The organism is Clostridium sp. AF27-2AA, from assembly GCF_003478505.1.
Lineage (GTDB): Bacteria > Bacillota > Clostridia > Lachnospirales > Lachnospiraceae > Brotaphodocola.
This window is the reverse complement of sequence record NZ_QUFI01000007.1, coordinates 1-16925: the sequence shown is the minus strand read 5'-3', so window position 1 is coordinate 16925 and position 16925 is coordinate 1. Positions and strand designations below refer to the sequence as shown.

Genomic DNA, 16925 nt, shown 5'->3' with positions numbered 1-16925 from the left:
CTTTTACTCCTCAAATATGATCGTAAACACCGGCATGGAAAAGGTTCCATCCGTACACTGCAAAACACAGCGTTTTCCAGGTTCCCGCTCCTCCACAGTATAATACCGCCCATCCTCCGTCTTTGCCGTCCGTGACTTATTTTCCAGTGCCTTAGACAGCCAAAGCAGAAATACATCCCGCACATAGGGCTCCAGCACAGGCAATTCCGCGAAAATAAGCCGCCCGTCTTTGATATACTCCTGCAGCAGATCCCGGTTCTTCCGTTCTCTCTGCAGGACCGCATCCCTGGCCTCCTGCTTTTCTTTCGAACGGTCCGCAATCACACTGCGTTTCGCTTTTTCCTTATAATTCCGCACCCGGGGCGCAATGGTCACGCGCAGCGGCTCTTCCTCATAAACACCGCTGTTGATGCTGTCCGTCTCTCTTTTAAAATCTCCTTTCAGATGAACAGGCTTTTCTATCCCAAACACCATGGCGGACAGGCAGTGCGCCTCCCGGATATCCCTGCACTTTGCGAACAGGGACGCCAGCTTCTGATACTCCTCCCGCCGGTTTGCTCCTCTGTTTCCGGCTTCACTGATCCGCGCGGCATACCGGGTAATTTTCCGGATAATCTCATTGGTAGTATCAAACACCTTCGCCGCCTCCGATTCCTCCCCGGCGCCTCCCACAAACCAGCTGCGAATGCTCTGAAACCGCCCTTCCATACGCTCCCGGATCTGCTCTTCCTTCACTTCCACATCCATTCTGGGAACAGACAGTTCAAACTGCGTCACCTTATCCAGAAGCTTTGCAACAATCTGCGGATCCGCTTTCTTTAAATGCTGCTCAATCTTACCCACATTCATCTGAAGGCTCTGCACAAAGCTGCGCAGATAATCAATCAGCCGGTCCTTAAACACCAGGAATTCCTGTGTCCGCATCAGTTCTTCCGCCCGGACACTGTTTAATTCCCGCATATAATCCTGATAGTTCTGGTTCAGCCGCATAAAGTCATGGTTCAGATCATTCCACCAGACATGCACCTGGTCACTTTCCAGCGCAGCCGTCTCCTCCAGCTTTCCAATCTGTATGCGCAGCCGGTCCAGAAGCGCCGGTTCCAGCGAAGCTCCCTCCACAAACAGGTTCTCAAGCCGTACCACCATACGCTCAATCTCTACGGAATACTCCGTCATCTGATAGCGGAAATTTTTGTTCTTAAACGCCTCAATGCTCTTCACATTTCTGGTATCCTGCAGCGTAGACAAATTTCTCCACCCCACCAGGGCATTTAAGTCCTGCCGGCACTGCTCCATCGTGTAATCCGCAAAATACGGCTCCGCCTTCAATTCCTCAAAAATTTCTTCCTGATAAAGCCAGTAACGCATTTTCTCATAATACAAATAAAAAAGCCGCATGATTGAACGATACCTGTCCGCGTTTTCCGCGCTCAGGTACCGTGATTCAATCAGCGGCACAGTGATTTTTTCTGTGATATTCATCTTACGTGTCTTCCTCGGTATGTAATCCATGGATATAGATAGCTTTAGATTTTATTATAGCGGGAGGGGGGTGGAGGCGCAAGAGGTTTTTGTAAATTTCTTATTTTTTGAAAGTTTCATCTTTCTCTTTTATCCGATAACCACTTGATTTTTTGCGGAATTTTATATATGATTGTTTTTACATAAAAAACTATAATTTTTTATTCCGTATTGGTAGTCCCTGTTTTGCCTCATAAACCATTGGCAAAATGGGGATCTTTTTTCTTAAAAGCGAAATCCCTGCGCAATTCGCGCAGCCCAAATCACTCAATTGGAGGTATTTCTCATGAACGCTAAAACGAAGACACATCAACTCCATCTAAACGAATGGATTACCTGCTTTTCTGAGCAGAAAGCCAGTGGCTTAACAGTAAAACAATGGTGCGAACAAAATCATCTTTCAGTCCATGCTTACAATTACTGGAAACATCTTGTCAAAGAATATCTCTCCAGACGGGTGCTTCCTGATATCGTTCCTTTAGCTTTTCCAAACTCTGAACGCACTTCGGTTCCAACAGAATCAAGCACTCCAGTTTGCATGATTCGCACAATTCGTACAACAGCTACCATCACAATAAATGGCATTACCATTACAGTTGACTCCGGCATCTCAGAAGATTTCCTGCATACACTGATCAAGGCGGTACGCCATGCTTAATCTACAATGACATATGCAGCGTTCTATTCATAGGCAATTTCACGGTTCTTTTCCCCATTTTAATTCGCCACACAACTTTTTTTGCTATAATAATGACATGTAATAGCACTAACGGAGGCAACTTATGATGATTCTTTCTGAAGATCAACCGAATAATCTTAACCGGGAAGCTCTCATTATTATCGTTGCGTCCCTGCAAGATCAGCTTGCTTCTGTACAATCCCAGCTTGATACCGCAAACACTCAGCTTGCTGATACAAACCACCAGATAGAACTTCTAACTGAACAGATCCGTATCATGAACCAGCGACACTTCGGTCGACAGGCCGAAAGTAATCTCACAGAAGGACAACTCACTCTGTTCGATTCTTTTAATGAAGCCGAAATGACTGCTGATGAAAATGCCTCCGAACCAGAAATCACAGAAGTAATCATTGCCTCATACCGTCGTAAAAAAAACGCTTGGAAAAAGAGATGCGGACCTGGATGGACTTCCGGCCCGAATTATCGAGCATTCTCTTTCGGAAGAAGAACTAATCAGGCTCTTTCCTGATGGTTACCAGGTGTATCACAAACCCAGTAAAGAGCGCCCTGATCTGGTTATTGGCGGCTATTGGATTCACGCACGCAGACCTTTCGCTGATTTCATCAAATCAATCAAAGGTTCGGCAGACGGCACCATTGCCCATAAAGCTTATTCACTGATCACAGAAATGCTTCACATCGACAATGGATTTGATGATCTGCCATTAGATGATCGGTTAAAATAGCGACAGCTTATTCTTACAGAAAAAGTTGACGCTTATTTCAAGTGGGTGAAATTAAAATACAACCAAGTCACCCACAACAGTACCATTGGAAAGGCTCTGGCATACAGCATCCACCAGGAGCCATATCTTCAAACTTTCTTAACAGATGGTGATATCCCAATGGATAACAATTATGCTGAACAGGCCATCCGTCCATTCACCAGCGGTCGGAAAAAATTTCGTGCTAATTGAGTCTTCTAATGGTGCTCGTGCCAGCGCCATGATTTACAGCCTGGTTGAAACAGCAAAAGCTAACTACCTAAATGTATACCAGTATTTAGAACTGCTTCTCACCGAAATTCCCAAACATATGAATAACACAAATTTAAGCTTTCTGGATGAACTGCTTCCCTGGGCACCAGGAATTCAGGAAAAATGTCCAAGTCGTTATAAGAAGTCTTGAACCCCGCAGCTATGCGGGGTTTCGCTTTGGATGGTACCCGCAATTGATTACTTACGGTTATTTTTTGTCCTTCAAAGACTTTTCCTCACTGCGAAACAGCTCTTCGTAAGAAATTACCACCTTTGTCTCATCCTCTTTCCCCACACTTGTATTCTTTAAAAGCCACCGCTCCATGCTAGCTGTGATAGGATTATCTTGTTTTAGTATATCCAACGCGTCATCTGCGGCATTCAAGTCCTTTACCAAAAGCAATGTCGAAAAAATTTTAAAGTTTCCTCGTTTTTCTTTAAATATATCCCGTTCTATTATCCGGTGTTCAAAATTAACATCTGATAGTTGTTTTACTTCTTGTTTTTCCTTTGTCGAATATAAATAACACATATAATCAATCATCACTGATCTATTTTTCCATATATCTACTGTATCCTTTCCATGCTTTGTTATATGGTTCTGTTTGTCCTTTCCACTATTGATCATGTTCTTCCGCTTATTCCATTCAGCATTTGCCTGATCACTTGAAAATCGGATTCTCTGCTTATTTTGTATATTTTTATGTTCTAAGTAATAGCTGAGCCCGGTTTCTGTAAATTCTATTACTAATTCGTACTGCAATTTCCTCAATTTATCTACCAGTTCACCCGCATTTTCTCCACAAAGCATCAAGGCCTGCTCTGCTGCATCCTGCAGGTACAATGTTCTCACATCTACCTCTGTATCTTCTTTTTCCGCATATTCCATGAACTGTTTTAATTGCTTATACATGCTTTCTGCAATCCGGTGTCCCAATCTGTCAAGAACCACTCTGTCCTGATTCTCTCCCTTTGTAACCACATCGCTAAAACCTGTAATATTTTCTCTGGATACATCCAACTGAAGCCAGCTTGATGGAAAATTAATCCAGATTTTATTATTCCACCCTAAATGACGGTCTCTAAACCCACTGTCATGTTTTTTTGAATGCCAGTGAAACAAACTTGCAACCGAAACTTTTTCCACCGCAATTCCAGAATTAAAAATCTCACTGTTTCCTACATTTTCTTTATTTTTGCCAAGCAGCAGTCCATACTTATACTTCTCAACATACTTGCCGCTAAGAATATCCTGTTCATAATTGGCTTCGCCGATTGTACCATCTTCGCAAAACGGCACAAAGAACTTAAAGGTTTCTGCAGCAACCGCTCTCCGCATTGCATGAGATTCAATCTTCATTTCCATTGAATAGTTTTTATAATTCTTCCAATGCAGCTCTACCGGATACGCAATATCCCGCATCGCCTCCTCTATGTATTTCATAATCTGGGTATCATCAATATCCGTCTCCAGATATAATTTTATTTCCGTACCAATTTCCGCCTTTTCATCTCTTTCAATAAAGAAGCATCCATCATAATTCGGAATATGCAGCTTTAATCCTTCCGAATTATCCGTGTAATATTTGGTCCTAACATCAATTTCCCTGCACACCATAAACGATGACAGGAAACCAATGCCAAAATTACTGATTGGCTTATAGGAAATGTTCAGATCTTCATACTCTTCTCCAGAATAAAAGCTCCGGCCAATGCTGGTAAAATACCGTTCTATCTTGTATTTATCCATCCCGGTACCATGGTCCACAATCCGGAAATATCGTCTGCCCTGCTCATCTTTGTTCATATCAATCAGAATTTCTTTCGAAAACTCGCTGGAATCTTTTTCTGCCCTCACCGCAATTGCATCAATTGCATTCTGAATGAGTTCTCTTGCAAAAGCCGTCTTTGAGGAGTAAATATTGTCGCCAGTCAGCAGCGGAATCAGGGTTGGAATATACGCTTCAAAGTTATAATTATCCAGCGTGTTCTTCATCACATCCTTATCGATTTTAGGCAGTAAATAATATAGTTTTAACCCAATCAGTTTGAAATAATCCTCAAATTTGTGAATCATCAGATCAAACTCTTTTACAAACAATACCGCCATTTTATGTGCTGTAGCTTCATTGCACAACAACTCTACATACGCGCTTCTCCTATCTGCATCTGAGCGGATTACAATGCGGGGAGCCGGTACATTTTCATGGAATTTGTTTTCTTCGATTTTAATATTTACCTTGTATTGAATACTTTCTTTAAAATCATCCGCGTACCTGGTCAGCACCATATACAGATCTGAAAAGAATATTCCTAACATCGTAAACGCCAGATAAACCTGAGATGGTTTATTGCCGCACCGGTTTAAAATCTTATCACAATGTGCTGCTACATCCTTCAGTCTTTTCTGCATAAACAACTGATGATACTCTTCTTTCGAAACAGAAAATCCACTGTTTTCCAAATTCTCCGTATAGAAAGCATCCCAGTTTTTAGATGCCGATTCAAAATAGGAATCCGCTTTTCCTACCAGTTTCATATAACTGATAACTCTGTAATTTATCGCATAAAGCAGGAACAAAATATTGTGATAATCATGCTCCAGATACCTGTACGCATCCGTAAATCCTGTGATTGCCGCACTCACCCAGTTTATGATGTCCTTGCAATAATCATACGACGAAAATGCTTTTTCTGAAGTTGTTACATACGTTTTGTATTTTTCAGGCCGCAGCATCTCCAATATTTCAAGCAGTTTTACAACCCGTCCACTTGTTTTCTTCGGAGGCACCTGTTTTTCCTTAATTGGCTCCAGTTTTTCATCCTTATAACAGAATTTATAATGCCGAAGTTTTATATCATCATCCTTCCCATACAAATCCAGTACACCAAATGTATGCTCGTCTTTCCGATCTGTCCCGACAGAACCGCCGGCAAATACGTCTATGATATTCTCAGGAGATTCAAAATAGCCTTCCGTGATAAACGGACGCTCCAACGCATAATGTTTATGTCCGTGCATCACTACACTCACATGCATATAGCTTAGCTGCTGCATTACCTCTGCATAGTTCCGAATCAGGCTGCTGTCGCCAAAACGCTGTGCAATTTCCGGGAACAGATAAAAATGGTGATGAAATAACGCCACCACTGTATAATCATCCATCCCCCGAATTTTCCGTGCCATAGCCGTAAGCTGAGACACTGGAATCCTTCCATAATCATCATAACTGCTCGCGGTCACAGCCTTCATTGCCTCAATGACTTTTTGCTTTTCAACACTTTCCAGTTTTTCTTCGCCCATATACTTTTCAAAAGTCCGGATATAATCAGAATCAAAGAGCTTTCTTTTTTCAATTTCGCAGGAATTAAACCCAACAAAAACAACCTTTTTACGCTTATATTCTCTGCATAAGGAATAGTTTTTCAGATCATACCAGGAAGGTATTTCCCCATAAAATTTTTTCAGAAAATCACGATACTTATCCCATCTCTTAGCCACATCATCCGTTCGTATTATATCATGATTACCTGGTACAAAAATGACATCTTCCCGGCACAGCGGGGTTTCTGGCTGATTGCTGTTTATTTCATCCAATAAAGTCTGGAAAAATCCTGCTGCAATATGAATCAGCTCCGGTAAATTATCCTTCCCAAGCTGTGCCTGTCCGTCAAAAATATCGCCGGTTACTACAATACACTCAATATTGCTCAGGCCATTATGATCAATATCCGCCGCAATATTACACGCCATGCTCTCTGGATCTTTGTATGTTTTTCCAAGATGAATATCTGATAAATGCAAGATTCTAAGCATCTCTTTTCTCCCCCTGCCTGTTCAGTTCTTTTCTGTTTAATTGTCCCGTATGCTTGGAATTTTCTCCGATATAAAATTAACCTTCCAACTGATATATCTATCTTACTCCAGTTGGAAGGTTTCCGCAAACGCTATCTGTTCTCGCTTTCCTGCTGCTATCTTCGCATCCTCAAACTACACATAAATTGCTACCGGAATCACAATTGCTGCCGGCGCACTGATTTGAATTTCTACCTCCGGCAGATGTAGTTGTTTCAGATCATTGCTCTCAAACGCCTGAATCAAACCATCCAGCGAATCCGCGTCTAAAATGTCCAGCGGTGTTTTCCGCACCAGGCTGATTCCCTCATCTTTCTCTGCACAAATCTTAATTACTTTACCCAGAATTTTGAAATTTCCTCCGATCAGTTCAGAGATATTATCATTTTCCAGATATTTCTCCTGTGCGGACAACACCAGTGAAGCCCGATCACTTTTCAGCACAAAGTCCAATGTTCCTGTAACACGAAGTTCCTCTAACAGTGCCCTCATCTGCTGTATCTGCGCATCCTCAGCCAGTTCCTTCTGTGAAGCCTGCTTCTTATGCCCAACGGCCACTGGCTCTGAAAAAATTTTACTCATACGGTATACAGAAATAAATTTTTCCAAAATATCGATGAGCGGATTTTTCATTAGTGCTCCCTCAACCTCGATAAAATCTCCAATCTGTATTTCATGGATATCCAGCGAATCCGATGCCATGCAGGTCAGCATATCATGCTCAATCAGCTGTCTGCGAAACTCTGAAAACAAGGACGCACTAGTATGAAATCTGGCCTCCTTGCTTACCCATTGTTCTTCCTGCTTTTTTTCACCAGAAACCTCCGCCCCAAGTTTGATTTTCAAGACCCGATTCAGCAAACTGCCAGAACTCATTTCTCCTTTTGTTGTTCCACTCACATCATTGCTTTCCTGAGACGTTGTACTGATCTCACTAACCATAGAAAATCCATCCTGCAGGATTGCAAGCATATCCAGCACGACCTTTTCATTTAAGTAAACCGGCAATACCAGATGTTCTCTTTCTGTCACGTTCTCTCTCATGTGATAACCTCCTTCTTTTCCATCAGGTTACCACATGTCCTTTCTATTTTCGTCCGCTGCCAGCGGACTTTTCCTCCTCACGATCTGTTATGTTTCCGTTCAGGCTATATACTCTTTCATTACTCCAAAAGCCCCACAACCACTGCCGCCACGCAAAAAAACAACACCAGATACCCACATCCAAACAAAAACTGTCCCCATAATTTTCCCTTCATTCCCGGAAATTTTCTGCGCAGTCCAACATAATTTCCCACAAAAAAGACAGAAAATATCATATAAATCCACACGACAATCCGGTTTAACCACAATGCATATCCCATTTGAACTGCGCCGCTTCTGTCATGAAAATTCATGGTCAAACAGCAATACGTAATCAGCCAGTAACCAAACCCTGCTGCAAACATTTTCCATACTTTTCCTGTTCGAAAACCAACGGGTAAATACCGTTTTTTCAGATGTAAAACCATTCTTTTTCCCGTATTTTTCTTTCGCTGCTTTTCATTTTTACCACTTTCCAATGCCCTTTCCAGCAGCTCCACACTCTGGTAACGGGCATCCGCATCCATCTGGATACACGTTTGAATGACCGGCTTTAATCTGCCCTCATATAACTTATTTTTCGGAAAATCACCTGTCAAAAGCCTGTTTAAAATAACGCCCAAAGCATAAATATCCGTACGGGCGTCTGATTGGCCAAAGCCATATTGTTCCGGTGCCGCATACTCCCTGGTTCCCATTAAACAGGTATCTTCCATCTGCCCCATCCGGTATTCCTTCGCTGCATTAAAGTCAATCAGTTTGACCACACCATCACTGCTGATCATAATATTGGCAGGCTTCAGATCCCGATGGATAATCGGCGACCGGCAGCGGTGCAGCTGCTTCAAAATCCTGCAAAGCTGGATAATCATGGAAACCGCCTCATCTTCTCCCATGATTTCCTTCTTTTCCAGATATTCTTCCAGCGTTTCTCCGTGAATATATTCCTCTATTACAACCAGTTTCTTCTCCTGTTCTACACACAGATAAATTTTCGGAACACCAGAAATATCCAGCCTGCTCAGATGTTCATAAACACGCTGGTTATAAAGGTCAATCTGCTTTTTAATGAACAGCTTTCCCGTTTCCACATGGCGCACCAGGTATACTTCTTTATCATCCCACAGACGGTCCAATACCCGGTAACAGGATAATTCATACTCTTCCTGTAATGTCATACCCTAACTCTTTTCCCCTTTGTAATCCTCTGCTATAATAGTCTCAAACACACGAAAGAAGGAATCCTTATGCCGCAATCCGATACCACTGAACTCCTCCATCTTTTCTCCAAAGTCCGCACGGAAAAAGACATGGAGCGCTACCTATCCAGACACGCATCCACGCCTTCCATCCAAGACTATTTCAATGAATATTTCGCCAGTCATTCCATCACAACCGCTGAAATTGTCAGTCGCTGCAAAGGACTGATTTCCAAGTCCTACATCTATGATCTGTTAAACGGTCAAAAAACACAGCCCTCCCGTGATATCGTCCTGATGCTCTGTCTCGCCGCTCACATGAACTGGAAAGAAACCCGCCGCACTCTGGAACTGTTTCAGCTCAGAGAAATCTATGTAAAAGATCCACGGGATATCATCATTGCCACCGCGATCAATCAGGAACAGTTTGATATCGATCAGATCAATGATAAACTGGCAGCGCATGGACTTACGGTGCTGAATGGAGGCTGACGCCTCCATTTTATGCCAGTATCATCCGTGTCCCTTTCATCGTCTGAAGACATGTTTGTATCTTCTCTAATTCTACACCAATTGCCTTCAAACGCATAGCATAAATCAAACTCTCCAGAATCGCAAAATCGGATATATGAACCGGATCAATTTGCAGATCGATATTGCCGTGCGCTGCGTCATTCCTCAGCTGATTCATTCTGGCACAAATATCTTCAATCAAATCATCTGACTGATCGTCACGATAATAATACTTCAAAAAAGGGCAAAGAATTTCCTCACAGTCACGCATTGCTTTCTCCATGCGGTCTGCATATTTATTTTCTGTTTTACTTAAAGTCCGTTCCATCTCCCCAATATACTTTTTCTTCTTTCCATGGCTATTTTCCTTCAAATTTTCCAGAAATTTCATTACTTCCGCGCGCACCTCAACGTACATATCTGAACGTACAATCGTATCATCATACAGATTACGGAACTCCCGCTCAAAAGCCACAAACATCAAAATAATATGGTTGATTCCCCAGGAACGCCGGTCCGCAACAGAAGGGCACAAATGTTCCAGATAAATCTGGTCTTCTGCAAGCGGCGGAAACAGCGCCATCATCTTTTCCCCAAGATCATCATATACAATCATCTCTTCCGCGTCTTTTTGTTCAACTTCCCCTGCCAGATCATTCTGTGGAAACCACAAAATACCTTCGTTGGATTTTCTTCCGTCCCGCATGCCGTATATATCCGGGGAATCCAGTTCTATATTGCGCCTGTAACACACATAATAGAAAAACCTGCAGCAATGCTCATAAACCTGAAGCAAATACTCCAGATTCTGCGGTTTTGAAAAGGAAACTATCATCCGGCTGTGCGCAGATAATGGTGCCTCTGAACGAAAGTGAAGCGTTGGAACCGCTCTAAAAGAAACAGTAATTTCTGTATCTCCATATCTATAACTTCCTGCACAAACTGCCCCATTATCATTCTTATTCTCTACATATACCCCAGTTCTCTGTATCCCCAATTCATCGCACGATACGTCCGTAGTAAACACACACCTCGGATTATAAAAACGATCTACGTCTTTTCCTGTCAAAGAAAAACCATAAATCTGCTCGTCGTCTAAATATGAGACATTATATTTAAAGTGATAATCAACTGAAAAGCTCTCAAATCCATTATCATTTGAAGAAAGGTCTGAAACCGAAAACACAATACTATCTCCATCATGTGTCCGCCCTTTCAAACGTGAATGTCCAACCCACTCCTGTGCCTGACATTTGGCCTTTAATTCCTGCAAATTCTGAAACAAACTTCTCCTGCGTTTCCGCCAGTCTTCCCTGGTCGGTGGAAACAAACGTAAGATTCCATCCTCAAACAGGAATGGATATTCTTTCTCCATATATACAATGTATCCCATAAGGGGTGATGTTGGTTTCATAACAGCCTCCTGTTCATCTGTAGCTATATAATGATCCTGATCTGGATATTTCTATATTATAAATATCAAATCCGTAAATTACATAGGGTATGTTTTCTTAGTATATTAAAAACAGTTTCCTCATTACAATAATGATACATCATATTTCTTCGTTGCTTCTGCATCTACTACCATTCTCCGAAAACGCCACCACACCAGCAACAATTTCTTTCCTATCTACCTTATATAAATAATCTCCGATTCACTTCCCTACACGTAACTTTTTCTCAGTTTCCCATCCACTTGTCAAGCACCAACAACTGTCTTTAATAAAGCATAGGTGGCCGTCCTTTATTTTCCACTACTTTTCTCACATTCACCTCCCATTTTCCAATTAGCTGTATCCATTCATCTGATTTAAAATAATCATTCAAATTTCCACTTAAACTAAATTCTGGCATGTACATTCCTAATACCCCTTTTTCCAGAATTCCCTCTTCAAGAACGCCTTGCTCTCTCAGTATCAATACCGGCAAACCTAGTTGAAAAGCCATTGCAGGTTCAATTTGGCAATATGGACTTGTCAACCATTTTCCGGACAAATCATAGTCTTTTTCGCCGATATCACTATCTGGTTTTCCCGAACCTTTTTCTATCCGATTTCGTCTAAATGCTACAGTTATTAGTCCATTTGATTCCAACATCAATCTCCGTATTGCAGTTAATGGTGCCTCCATATCATAATCTGTTACACCTAATGTTCTCGGTTGCAATCCTCTCTGTTCCAAATACTCTCTTAATTTATTAACAAAGTCTTTCTGACTTTTTAAATGTGGTTTTGGATAACTCAAAAATACAGAAATATTCATACATTCTCCCTTTCGTTTCTCTTGGTTAACTCAAAAACTCCTTCTGCTTCATATGCGATGCCAGATATACCAGCACCAGAGAAAAGAAGAAGAATTTAATTGCCGAATCCGCATATAAAAATACATCTGACATCCAGGGAAGTGTTTCCGCCCATGAAACATGCTCTGGTATGTTCTGGAAACCCAGAAGACCACACTTTCCCGCTGCTCTAATCGAGATCAGACCACCATGGCCCCAGCTGAACCAACGCTCACAGCATCCATACAGCACCGAAAGATCCAACGCTGCCTCCATATAGTTCATAAACAGCATGAGCCATGTCCGAATTAGGTTTGCTGATGGTCTCTGAATGTCTGACATCATCATCAGAATTAGCAAATAGGTAAGCGTATCCGCCAGGCTATACACGATCAATGCCGACAATCCTACCAATAGCCATTTTGCCGTTATCCGGTTCAGAAACAGCAGACTCACAAATGGCAGCGCTATCTTGCACGCAACTAGCCATTCCACAAAACTCCGGCGTTTCTCCCAGTCTCTTCCGCCAAATAAATCTTTCAGAAACATTACCGGAAGAAACAGCATCCGAATGAGCATTAAGATTTCCCATACCGTGCGCGCAATAGAAAAATATCCCCGTTCCCGGTCATACATGCGTATTTCCTTCCAGTAGCTCAGATGCGCCTGCCACGAGGTCAGATACGTAATCTTGCGGTTACTCATCAACAGCTGATGGTACTTCTGCATTACCCAATTTGCCGTCTGGAATTTTTCATCCGTTTTTGCCTTGGAAGGATGGAAAATAAAAATGTAGACCCGTTCCAGTTTTGCCTTTTCAAACAGTTCTGAATCTTTCTGGCGCCACTCCAAAATCGCGTTGTTAATGCTGCAGACCGCAATTTCCATAGCAAGTTTAAATGGGAAGCCATAATCCCCAGCGCCAATGACAGGCACTGCCACATTTCGAATATCCGGATGTTTTTTCACCTCATCGATTACAGAATGATAGCAGTTTTCCAGTGTCTGTATCCGGGAACTGGAGCATATTTCTCCGCTTCCGTCATACTTGGATCCCACCGTATGTATAATATAACGGCACAATTTCTTTCCTTTTTCCCCATCAGAGGTTGTCACCGCTTTTCCCCGCCCACAGCGCTGCCGGTTCGCCAGCCGGTCCGTTCCAAGCTCCTTACAAATCCGCTTTTTCAATTTCGGCAGCTTCGCGTGGATAGCTCCATCCACGCCCTGATCGCTTCCCATCAGCGTAGGATTCGCGGCATTGACAATCGCATCTACTCTCAGCTTTTTCAGCAGTTTTTTATCTGTGATGTCCCCTTTGATCACAACAATTACATGATCCATTCCCAGCGTCATATTCTTCTCCTTTGTGCCTCTTTCTGGCTCCTAAGATGGATTTTCTATATTACCAGAACCTTCAACCGCAAATTTACCAATACATGCGTCAATTGTCTGATAACACTTTACGTTTTTTATATGTAAGTCTCTTGTCACCCGTTTGATCCGTTTTCGGTCTTCGCTTGAGAAGCAGCTAATATGCCAGTTCGCACTATGTTTTCTTTCTATATGTCCCCCATCTACATATTCCATGTACCCCAGAATTGAATGACAATTTGCCGGAACTTTTTTCCCATACTTTTCGGCCAGTTTTTCAAGTTTATTTTGGGTCCGCTCTGCCTGCTCCATCCAGAAACGCTGCTCCACCGCTAATCTGCTCAGTTTTTCATCATACGGCATTTTATCATCGCATCCCTCATCCAGGTATGCAAACCAATCCTCCTGTTCCGGGTTCAGTCTATTGCTGTGCCTTTCTGCATACTGCAGATTCAGGATAATTCCAGCCATAAGTACCTCGTCATTTCCATTCAGCATGGCCCCCAGCATCTCCCTATCCATATGTCCAACTGGAGACAATGCTTCATAGTTACAGTTACACCGAGTAACTGCATGAAGAAATTCAAAATACTCCGAATCTGCCGGAGCAAAGGAATGCCCCAAAACATAAATATTTTCAATGTCTTCCATGTGCACTCCGTTTTCCATAAAAGCCACGCACAGATCATCCATGCGGTCCACTACGTGTTTATCAGTCTCGTATAAAGCCGCCTCCACTGCATACAGACCTTCCAGCCGCGGTAAGCCCTTCTTCGGATCTTCCGAACGAATAAACCGATGCTCAATCAGTTCTGAAAAAGGCTTCTCCGGATGACTGGCATGACCTACTACAATAGAATTTAAATCCGACGCACTTCCATGAATATGGAAATCATTTCTAGCATCCACTCCAAACCGTTTTTCCAAAGTATCCGTATAATTAAAATTGATAACGAAACAGTCATCTCCAAACACAAAACCACTGTTTTTTTCTTCAATCTCAATCGTTCCAACCCAGTCACAAAACAGCTTTCGCAACAATAATGTTGCTTCACTCACGGCTTTTTTTAAGGCTTTACGCCCCTCCTCACTTCTTCCAAAATGGAGATTAATTGCCTGGTCATTCATGCGGTCCATCCGCGCTTCCAGATTCCAGAAAAATTCATCCTCCAGATTTCCCGGATTCAGAATATCTCCATATATAAGTTCCACGGCTGTCAGTTTCTGTTCTTTTCCAGTCTTATCTATCACTGTATAAAAGGAACAGCCCAAGGCCTCAGCCGCGCTTATAATGTGATCCTGATAATAAAGGCGAAAGTTTTCATAAGATGTTGGAAGATTTTGCCAACGGTCAAAGCCATTGCCAACGATAATTAGGTTTTTATATTTTTTCATGATTTTCATCCCCTCTTCAATCATGGATACTGCAAGACCTGCATCTGCCAAATTCCCCCCCAAATACTACCACTCAATCTCTTCTGGATATTCAAGCTTCGGATCTTCCAGTTCATGAACGCTGCAATGATAAACCTTCGCTGAATATTCCAGATCCTGTTTCAATCTTTTATATGAATCCGGCTGCTTAAGGAAACGCTTTGCAATGTTGCGAATCTTGTCTTTCCGTTTTTCCACGACCGTTTTCAAATATTCAATATTGCATTTATATACATACTGCTCTGCATAATCCCAAAAAAGAAATGTATAACAGTTTTCCTTCAATTTCATCAGCTTTTCTAACTCTTCGTCCCCGATTACTTCTGCTAATGCACCAAGAATTGTCACAGATAATTTATCTATGACTGCCTTGTCCCGTATGTAGTCTGCATAAGAAAAGGCTGGAAGCATTTCTGTTTCCTCCTTCCTTTTTGCACGGATCCCGTAATCACGCCGCGCCCGGACGTAAAGTTCTGACGATGATAATGCCACAAACACTGCTTCAGGAAATAAGAGATTCACACTGAAATGCACTTCTGTTTTGGGCATTTTCATAGAATGCCATTTCACTATCTCATCGTGAACCCCGTTATCAACTTTCTTCACATCTCGATATCCCATAAACGCATGCCTTATATCATAGCAAACACTGAGAAGCATATTTTTAACAGCATAATACTCATCGCAAACGTCCTCTTCCAGACCGCTCATTCTATGGATACTGTCCACGATCTCATGAAAATCATCATAATCACCCTCTAAGGTAATTCCCGTAAGTTTTTCTGTCGGCTTTGCTGAAATCATAGCTGATCTACACCGCCCTTTCTGCTTTTATACCATCCTTCAATTCCACATACCACTTTGCAGATGCTTTTTAATATCGTATAGGCATTTGAGATTTATGGATTTTAACATCCATCTTCATATTTCTAAAGAAATACTGCAATCCCTTTTCTGCTATATCGCTTTTATTCTTAGGACCTATCATAACCGATTCTAACGCTTCCAAACTTACAAGTCTTTTCTTAACAAATGGTATCATAACTTCATTTTTTATTCTGAAATATTGTTCTTCTCTTCCGTCATCGTTTACTCTGCCTCCATCATGAATACAGCAAAATACCATTCTATATTCATTCTCACCTTTAAAGCAATCCAACTTAAAAAACATATTATATGCATCAATCAACACTGATAACCATACATACAAATCTTCTATATTTTCGTCTGTCAGATTGTCCAACTCTTCCCATGAATTTAAATATTCAAACCCTGGCGCGTGTCTTATGATTTCATTTTCTATGGTTTTCTCAATGATAGATACTTGTTCTTTATGATCATATATAACCTGGCCATGCAAAAGTTCATAGCTCGTTTTCTTTTGAATTCCTGCTACTAATTTTTCAAAATCAAATTCCATGCAATATCCATAAAAATCCGAATATTCACTCCACATAAGGATGCTATCATTATCCAAACTAAATGAAATGACATAATCACCCGAATACGCTACTTCTTCTCCCAGCATTCCAGGTTTTGTCAGTCTTTCAATTTCATCGCAGGTTTTCTTCTTTAACTTTTCAGCGCGTTCCTTATTTTTCATATGATTATCTATCACTTCACAAAAAATTTTAGTCGCCACTTGAAATTCCATTGTGTCGTTTAAAAAACTTCTTTCTGTGACCCAAAATTCCCCACTACAAATTCCCTGTAAGCCAGCAGCTGATGTATAGTGATACAATTTCTTCCCTTTTCCAAGAATCGGTATCAAAAGTGTTTCATCTATGGTTTTCGTTATGGTTTCCTGCTCTTGTTTCAAATCGTATTCCTGCTTTCTATAAATTTTTGACGTTCATACATAATCTTAAAAATTCATTTTATTTTCTGAAACTACACACCGAATAAACGTAAGCGCTTAAATTTCAGCCGTTGATATAAAAATTCC

General features: G+C 41.6%; 14 protein-coding genes. 4 read left to right on the top strand and 10 right to left on the bottom strand.

Features of this window, described 5'->3' with window-relative positions; genetic code table 11:
• Nucleotides 1–3: 3 nt before the first annotated feature.
• Nucleotides 4–1482 carry a TIGR02677 family protein gene (locus DWY84_RS05490; protein ID WP_118531574.1) on the bottom strand — a complete coding sequence of 493 codons (1479 nt, stop codon included), beginning with the start codon at nucleotides 1480–1482 and terminating at the stop codon, nucleotides 4–6.
• A 325-nt stretch (nucleotides 1483–1807) separates the two neighbouring features.
• Between DWY84_RS05490 and DWY84_RS05485 the strand changes: the two genes are divergently transcribed.
• From DWY84_RS05485 to DWY84_RS05470, 3 genes are all read left to right on the top strand, one after another.
• Nucleotides 1808–2179, top strand: coding sequence for a hypothetical protein (locus DWY84_RS05485; protein ID WP_118531572.1), 372 nt, complete (start codon nucleotides 1808–1810; stop codon nucleotides 2177–2179).
• A 124-nt stretch (nucleotides 2180–2303) separates the two neighbouring features.
• Nucleotides 2304–2732, top strand: a complete 429-nt coding sequence (locus DWY84_RS05480) for a hypothetical protein (protein ID WP_118531570.1) — start codon at nucleotides 2304–2306, stop codon at nucleotides 2730–2732.
• Between the two features lie 389 nt (nucleotides 2733–3121).
• Nucleotides 3122–3391, top strand: coding sequence for a transposase domain-containing protein (locus DWY84_RS05470; protein WP_243024771.1), 270 nt, complete (start codon nucleotides 3122–3124; stop codon nucleotides 3389–3391).
• 57 nt (nucleotides 3392–3448) lie between these two features.
• On the opposite strand, the gene DWY84_RS05465 is transcribed toward DWY84_RS05470, so the two are convergent.
• The 3 genes from DWY84_RS05465 to DWY84_RS05455 all read right to left on the bottom strand — a co-directional run bounded on the left by DWY84_RS05465 (nucleotide 3449) and on the right by DWY84_RS05455 (nucleotide 9357).
• Entirely contained in the window at nucleotides 3449–7057 is a 3609-nt protein-coding gene (locus DWY84_RS05465) for a metallophosphoesterase (RefSeq protein WP_118531564.1), read from the bottom strand.
• 174 nt (nucleotides 7058–7231) lie between these two features.
• Entirely contained in the window at nucleotides 7232–8140 is a 909-nt protein-coding gene (locus DWY84_RS05460) for a hypothetical protein (RefSeq protein ID WP_118531562.1), read from the bottom strand.
• A 119-nt stretch (nucleotides 8141–8259) separates the two neighbouring features.
• On the bottom strand, nucleotides 8260–9357 hold the full coding sequence (locus DWY84_RS05455; protein ID WP_118531560.1) for a serine/threonine-protein kinase: 1098 nt from the start codon (nucleotides 9355–9357) through the stop codon (nucleotides 8260–8262).
• 69 nt (nucleotides 9358–9426) lie between these two features.
• Here DWY84_RS05455 and DWY84_RS05450 point away from each other — a divergent pair, with 69 nt between their 5' ends.
• Nucleotides 9427–9870, top strand: coding sequence for a hypothetical protein (locus tag DWY84_RS05450; protein WP_118531558.1), 444 nt, complete (start codon nucleotides 9427–9429; stop codon nucleotides 9868–9870).
• Nucleotides 9871–9880: 10 nt separating this feature from the next.
• On the opposite strand, the gene DWY84_RS17230 is transcribed toward DWY84_RS05450, so the two are convergent.
• The 6 genes from DWY84_RS17230 to DWY84_RS05420 form a co-directional block, all read right to left on the bottom strand.
• Nucleotides 9881–11305 (bottom strand): hypothetical protein, encoded by a 1425-nt coding sequence (locus DWY84_RS17230; RefSeq protein ID WP_147354281.1) that lies wholly within the window; start codon nucleotides 11303–11305, stop codon nucleotides 9881–9883.
• Between the two features lie 305 nt (nucleotides 11306–11610).
• A complete protein-coding gene (locus DWY84_RS05440) occupies nucleotides 11611–12153 on the bottom strand; it encodes a hypothetical protein (RefSeq protein ID WP_118531554.1) in 543 nt (180 codons plus the stop codon).
• Between the two features lie 25 nt (nucleotides 12154–12178).
• Complete coding sequence (locus DWY84_RS05435) at nucleotides 12179–13528, bottom strand: macro domain-containing protein (RefSeq protein ID WP_118531552.1); 1350 nt, start codon at nucleotides 13526–13528, stop codon at nucleotides 12179–12181.
• Nucleotides 13529–13558: 30 nt separating this feature from the next.
• Nucleotides 13559–14941 (bottom strand): AbiH family protein, encoded by a 1383-nt coding sequence (locus DWY84_RS05430; protein WP_182434919.1) that lies wholly within the window; start codon nucleotides 14939–14941, stop codon nucleotides 13559–13561.
• 66 nt (nucleotides 14942–15007) lie between these two features.
• Nucleotides 15008–15784 (bottom strand): hypothetical protein, encoded by a 777-nt coding sequence (locus DWY84_RS05425; RefSeq protein ID WP_118531548.1) that lies wholly within the window; start codon nucleotides 15782–15784, stop codon nucleotides 15008–15010.
• 70 nt (nucleotides 15785–15854) lie between these two features.
• On the bottom strand, nucleotides 15855–16799 hold the full coding sequence (locus tag DWY84_RS05420; protein ID WP_118531546.1) for a DUF2971 domain-containing protein: 945 nt from the start codon (nucleotides 16797–16799) through the stop codon (nucleotides 15855–15857).
• Nucleotides 16800–16925: the final 126 nt, after the last annotated feature.